General features: G+C 67.0%; 6 protein-coding genes. 4 read left to right on the top strand and 2 right to left on the bottom strand.

Going from position 1 to position 6,019, the window contains the following annotated elements:
- The 3 genes from K0F86_RS27440 to K0F86_RS09925 form a co-directional block, all read left to right on the top strand.
- Positions 1–935 (top strand): ATP-binding protein (locus K0F86_RS27440; protein ID WP_257572072.1); only part of this gene is annotated, 935 nt, incomplete at its 5' end.
- Positions 922–2,436, top strand: coding sequence for a response regulator (locus K0F86_RS09930; RefSeq protein ID WP_219134245.1), 1,515 nt, complete (start codon positions 922–924; stop codon positions 2,434–2,436). The genes K0F86_RS27440 and K0F86_RS09930, both read left to right, overlap by 14 nt.
- 74 nt (positions 2,437–2,510) lie before the next feature.
- Positions 2,511–3,632: a metallophosphoesterase gene (locus tag K0F86_RS09925; RefSeq protein ID WP_219134244.1), complete on the top strand. Its 1,122-nt coding sequence runs from the start codon at positions 2,511–2,513 to the stop codon at positions 3,630–3,632.
- A gap of 3 nt (positions 3,633–3,635) precedes the next feature.
- Here K0F86_RS09925 and K0F86_RS09920 read toward each other — a convergent pair whose 3' ends face one another.
- The gene (locus K0F86_RS09920; RefSeq protein WP_219134243.1) at positions 3,636–4,388 is read right to left on the bottom strand and encodes a DUF4303 domain-containing protein; all 753 of its coding nucleotides are present in this window, start codon (positions 4,386–4,388) and stop codon (positions 3,636–3,638) included.
- A 16-nt stretch (positions 4,389–4,404) separates the two neighbouring features.
- A complete protein-coding gene (locus K0F86_RS09915; protein WP_219134242.1) occupies positions 4,405–5,328 on the bottom strand; it encodes a LysR family transcriptional regulator in 924 nt (307 codons plus the stop codon).
- 124 nt (positions 5,329–5,452) lie between these two features.
- On the opposite strand from K0F86_RS09915, the gene K0F86_RS09910 reads away from it, so the two are divergent.
- Positions 5,453–6,019, top strand: a 567-nt coding sequence (locus K0F86_RS09910) for an SDR family NAD(P)-dependent oxidoreductase (protein WP_219134241.1), incomplete at its 3' end; no start/stop codon positions are given.

The raw sequence follows: 6,019 nt of genomic DNA, 5'->3' as shown, positions 1-6,019 counted from the left end.
AAGTAGCCGACCTGTTCAGCGCCCTGCGCGGCATGCTGCGCCCGCTGCTGGTGTCCGAGTCGCTCACCTTGACCTTCATAGCCCCCGATCCGGCGCTGCAGATACACACGGATGAAGGCAAGCTGTCGCAAATCCTGCGCAATTTCATTTCCAACGCGCTCAAGTTCACGGAAACGGGCGCCATCGTCGTCAGCGCCACGCCCTTGCCGGAGCAGGACGCCATCCGCTTTTCCGTCTCCGACACGGGCCTGGGCATCGATGCCGACGACGTGCAGCTGATCTTCGAGGAATTCAGCCAGGTGGAAAACCACCTGCAGCGCAAGGTCAAGGGCACGGGCCTGGGCCTGCCCCTGTGCCGCAACCTGGCCACCCTGCTCAATGGCACCGTGTCCGTGGAAAGCACGCCGGGCCAGGGGTCGCTGTTTTCCGTCGTCCTGCCCGCCAGCTACCATGCGCCCGAAGGCAGCCTGCCGCCGAGCGCGCCGGCCAACGACAATGGCAAGGACCAGCGCATCGGCGTGCTGGTGGTGGAAGACAATCCGCCCATCCGCCTGCTGTATGAAAAATTTTTGGCCGGCAGCGAATTTCGCGTGGTTCCCGCGCGCAGCGTGCGCGAGGCGCAGGAACGCTGGGAACAGCAGCGCCCCGCCGCCGTCATCCTCGACATCCTGCTGCACGGCGAAACGGCCTGGCACTGGCTGGCCGAGCTGAAAAACGATCCGCTGCGACGCCAGGTGCCCGTCATCGTCGCCACCGAGATCGACGACGTGCGCAAGGGCCTGGCGCTGGGCGCCGACGCCTACTACGTCAAGCCGCTGTCGCGCCAGCAATTGCTGGCGACCCTGCGCGCACTGATCGGCAACCAACATCACCGGCAAGAGCCGGTTCCGCCGCAAGGCACAACCACCTGGGACAATGCGCATGCTACCGGATAACAACAGCGATGCTCTGATCCTCAACGTCGATGACAGCGACGGCGCCCGCTACGCCAAGTCGCGCATCCTCCAACGCGCCGGCTTCAAGGTCATCGAAGCGTCGAATGGCGGCGACGCGCTGCTGCGCGCCCGCCAGGACCGCCCGAATCTGATACTCCTCGACGTCAAGCTGCCCGACATCAACGGCCTGGAAGTGTGCCGCCAGTTGAAGGGCGGCGCCGAAACGAACACCATCCTGGTGCTGCAGACGTCGGCCTCGTGCATCGGCACGGCCGACAAGATCCGCGCCCTCGATGGCGGCGCCGACAATTACCTGGTCGAACCGATCGAGGCCGATGAACTGATCGCCAACGTCAAGGCGCTGCTGCGCCTGGGACGGGTCGAGCGCGCACTGCGCGACGTGGACCGCCGCAAGGATGAATTCCTGGCTACCCTGGCGCACGAACTGCGCAACCCGCTGGGTCCCATCCGCACGGCGCTGGCCCTGCTGTGCAAAATCGACCCCGTCGTGCCGGCCGTGCAGGACAATGCGCGCCGCACCATCGCCCGCCACACGGACCACCTGGTGCGCCTGGTGGACGACCTGCTCGACGTGTCGCGCATTTCACAAGGCAAAATCTCGCTGCAATGGGAAAGCGTGAGCCTGGCCAGCGTCATCCGCAGCGCGCAGGAAACGAGCTCGCACAGCATCGAGGCGCGCGGCCACGCGCTCGACGTGCATCTGCCCAAGGAAGAATTGTGGGTCTGCGGCGACGCCGTGCGTCTGTCGCAGATCGTCGCCAACCTGCTGCTCAACGCGGCCAAGTTCACGGCGCCGGGCGGGCGCATCGCCATTAGCGCCGCGCGCGAAGGCGACAACGTACGCATCCGCCTCTGCGACAACGGCATCGGCATCGCCGCCGCCAGCATCGACAGCATCTTCGGCCTGTTCGAGCAAAGCGGCCATTCGCCGGACCGGGTGCAGGACGGCCTGGGTATCGGCCTGTCGCTGGTGCGCAACCTGGTGACCTTGCACGGCGGCCAGGTCAGCGTGAGCAGCCCCGGCGTAGGGCTGGGCAGCACCTTCGAGGTCATCCTGCCGCTCGACGCCAACGTGCCCGTGGCCGCCGCCGCGCTGGCGCCCGAGGCGGCTGTCGGCGCCAGCCAGCGCATCCTCGTCGTCGACGACAACTGCGACGCGGCCGACACCCTGGCCGAACTGCTGGAAATGTACGGCCACACGGTGCGCACGGCCTACACGGGCGTGCAAGCGACCGAGCGCACGCTGGAATTCAAGCCCGACATTGTCTTTCTCGACATCGGACTGCCCGACATAAGCGGCTACGAGGTGGCCGTCAAACTGCGCCAGTTACCGATCCCGCAGCAATTCCTGCTCGTCGCGCTGACCGGCTATGGCCAGGAACACGACCGCCAGGCGGCCCTGCAGGCCGGGTTCAACGAGCACTTCGCCAAGCCCGTCGATTTCGGCAAGCTGGCCATGCTGGGTCTGCATATCGGCTGATGAGCGGGGTGGCGGCTGCCGGTTGACCAGGCGTCGGCTATAATCGGCGGCCGCCTCACCTCTGGAACCATGACATGACAACCCGCGCGCCACTGCTGCGCATCACCATGATACTGGGCGCCCTGCACGCCCTGCTGGGCTGGCTGCTGCTGCCTGCGCTCCCCGTCGGCCTGGCCGGCTGGCTGCCGGGCGGCCTGGTCTTGCTGGCGTCGACCATGCTCATGCCGATGACCATCTTTGCCCGCGCCGTCACCAACGATGCGCGCCTGGCCGACCGTTTGAGCTGGGCCGGCTCGCTGTGCATGGGCTTTTTTTCCTCGCTGTTCGTGCTCACCATGCTGCGCGAACTGCTGCTGCTGATTCCCGCCACCCGCCCGCATGCCCAGGCGTCCGCCGTGGCCGTGCTGGTTCTGGCGCTGCTGGCCACCGTCGTCGGCTTCATCAACGCCCGCAGGGTGGCGCGCGTGCGCGAAGTCGACGTACCGATCACCGGCCTGCCGGCCGCCCTGCAGGGTTTTAGCATCGTGCAGCTGAGCGACATCCACGTGGGCGCCACCATCAAGCGCGCCTACGTGGAAGCCATCGTGGCGCGCGCCAACGGCTTGCGGGCGGACCTCATCGCCATCACGGGCGACGTGGTCGACGGCACGGTGGCGCAACTGGGCAGCCATACGGCGCCGCTGGGCGAGCTGCGCGCGCGCCATGGCGTCTTCCTTGTGACGGGCAACCACGAATACTATTCGGGCGCGACGCCCTGGGTGGCGGAATTTCGCCGCCTGGGCTTGCGCGTGCTGATGAACGAACATGCGGTCCTTGAACACGACGGCGCGCGCCTGGCGCTGGCCGGCGTCACCGATTTCAACGCGGCCGCCTTCGATCCGGCGCAGAAAAGCGACCCGCAAGCGGCCATCGCCGGCGCACCGGCCGATATCCCCCGCATCCTGCTGGCGCACCAGCCGCGCAGCGCGCCCGAGGCCGAAGCGGCTGGCTACGACCTGCAATTGTCGGGCCACACGCACGGCGGCCAGTTCTGGCCGTGGAATCTGTTCGTGCCGCTGCAGCAGCCCTACGTGGCGGGCTTGCACCGGCGCGGTCGCCTGTGGATTTACGTCAGCCGCGGCACCGGGTACTGGGGTCCGCCGAAACGCATCGGCGCGCCGGCGGAGATTACGCGGTTAAGGCTGGTGGCGGCATAGACCTTAGTCGGCCCAGCTGGCCATCCATGCCGCGAAACGCGCCACCACGGCCGGTGGATTCAAGCGCGCCATCGCGCCTTCCACTGGCTCGCTGTCGCTGACCTCGAACAGCAGCACGGACTCCTCGCGCTGCGCGTCCGCCCCGAACACGCCTTCGGCGTCGAGCTGCGCCAGCGCCGCGATGCAGGCGTCGAATACGCCGCTGCGGAAGGTGTCGAAATCGACGTCGAACGGCAAGTCGCGGTGCGCCTGCAGCAGCAAGCGGTAGGCGCTGTCGAAATACGCGCCGCCCTCGTCAAACGCCCACTCGGCCGGATTCCACAGCATTTCTTCGCCGTATGCCGAAGCGGCCAGCGCTGCGCAGCTATTCGCCATGCAACCGATGGTCATCGCGCTGTCATCGCTCACCAGCGCGAACGCGTCGATATGCTGGTCCGGATGCGCACGGCGCACGCAGTCAACAGCCAGGCGCGCGGCGTGCGCCACCAGGGTTTGCAGCAGCGCGAAATCAAACACGGCCGGGTCGATGACGCTCTGGCGCGCCAAGGTATGGCCATCGGCCAGGGCGGCGCGGCAATGGGCAAGGTAGGCGGCGTGCGCTTCGGCTTCGCTGGCGTAATCGTTGCGCGTCTCCTCGCCCCAGGTCATGGCCGCGCCGGCGGCCGTCCACACGGTGCGGCCAAAGACGCGCGCTTCCCGGAAGCGGGCCGCTTGATCGCCGTCAACGGTGTAAAACAGGCTGTAGTTGCTATGCATGGGAATTTTCCATTGCTTAATCGGGCCGTATCTGCGCGGCGAAATCGCGCTGGCGGAACTGCTCCAGCAAAAAATCGACGAAGACGCGCGTCTTCGCGGGCAGCAGCTTCTTGCTCGCATAGTACACGGACAGGGGGCCGGAATCGGCATGCCAGCCGGGCAGCAAGCGAATCAAGGCGCCGCTGCGCAGGTGGGCCAGCGCGTGCGGCATGGGCAGCAGCGCCACGCCGACGCCCATGACGGCCGCTTGCGCCATCGCATCCGGGTCGTCGAAGATGGCGCGCGGGCGGCATTCGGCCACGCCTTCGCCGCCCGATCCGTCGCGCAATATCCAGCTGCGCAATCTGCCGCTGCCGGCCGAGCGGCGCGCCACGCCGTCGAAGTGCGCCAGGTCCGAAGGATGCACGGGCATGCGTTTCCCCTGCATGAAGGCGGGCGACGCCGTGGCGACGACGAGGGCGTGGCCCAGTTCGCGCGCCACCACGCCAGGGGTCAGCTCGATGCCGCCGCCGATGGCGACATCAAACCCCTCGCCGATCAAGTCCACTTGCCGGTTGTCGAAATGGCAGTCGGGGATGACGCCCGGATAGCGGGCGATAAACTCGCCCAGCAGCGGCACCACGTAGCTGCGCCCGAACGACGGCGCCATGCTGATCTTTAATATGCCGGCCGGCTGGCCGCCTTCTTCCGCCACGCCGGCGATGGCCTCGCGCAGGGTGGACAGGGCGCCGCCTATCTGCTGCAGGAAACGCTCACCCCCTTCCGTCAGGGTCAGGCGGCGCGTGCTGCGCTGGAACAGCCGCAATCCCAGGCTCGCTTCCAGGCGCGCCACGTTCTTGCTGACGGCGGCCGGCGTCAGCCCCAGGCGGCGCGCGGCCGCGGAAAAGCTGCCCAGTTCGGCAGACAGCACAAACGATTGCAAGTGATTAAGGGCGTCCATGCGCCTATTCTACCCGCTCATTCGATACTTATGGTTGAAAGTGATTGTAGCGATTCATGGCTAGCGCGCTGGCAATACATGGCTGATACTGGCTGCATCTTCTCCACCACACAGAAAGCCCATCATGCAAACCCAAGCCACCACCACCTCCCAGCCACTGCTGAACAAGATCGCGTTTGTGACGGGCGGCTCGCGCGGCATAGGCGCGGCCATCGTCCGCCGCCTGGCCAGCCAGGGCGCCACCGTCGTTTTCACCTATCAAAGCTCGGCCGCCGAAGCGCAGGCGCTGGCGGCCAAGGTGGAGACGGCCGGCGGCAAGGCGCTGGGCGTGCAGGCCGATGCGGCCGACGCCAGCGCCCTGACGGCGGCGATCGACAAGGTGGCGGCGCAGTTTGGCCGCATCGACATCCTCGTCAACAATGCGGGCGTGTTCCTGCCCGGTGCCATCGACGATTTTTCACTGGCAGACTTCGACAAGACGATTGCCGTCAACGTGCGCGCCGTGTTCGTCGCCATCAAGGCGGCCGTGGCGCACATGCGGACGGGCGGGCGCATCATCAATATCGGCAGCACGAATGCGCACCGCATGCCGTTCGGCGGCGCGGCCGCCTACGCCATGAGCAAATCGGCGCTGATCGGCCTGACGCAAGGCCTGTCGCGCGACCTGGGACCGCGCGGCATCACCATCAAC

The organism is Janthinobacterium sp. UMAB-60 (assembly GCF_900095235.1).
Lineage (GTDB): Bacteria > Pseudomonadota > Gammaproteobacteria > Burkholderiales > Burkholderiaceae_D > Janthinobacterium.
This window is presented reverse-complemented; position numbering and strand designations above follow the sequence as displayed.

What these genes read in the sequence shown, in the direction of transcription:
- K0F86_RS09920 (WP_219134243.1), bottom strand. Translation starts at nt 4,388, where the DNA reads ATGCATAGCAACTACAGCCTGTTTTACACCGTTGACGGCGATCAAGCG.
- K0F86_RS09915 (WP_219134242.1), bottom strand. Translation starts at nt 5,328, where the DNA reads ATGGACGCCCTTAATCACTTGCAATCGTTTGTGCTGTCTGCCGAACTG.
- K0F86_RS09925 (WP_219134244.1), top strand. Translation starts at nt 2,511, where the DNA reads ATGACAACCCGCGCGCCACTGCTGCGCATCACCATGATACTGGGCGCC.
- K0F86_RS09930 (WP_219134245.1), top strand. Translation starts at nt 922, where the DNA reads ATGCTACCGGATAACAACAGCGATGCTCTGATCCTCAACGTCGATGAC.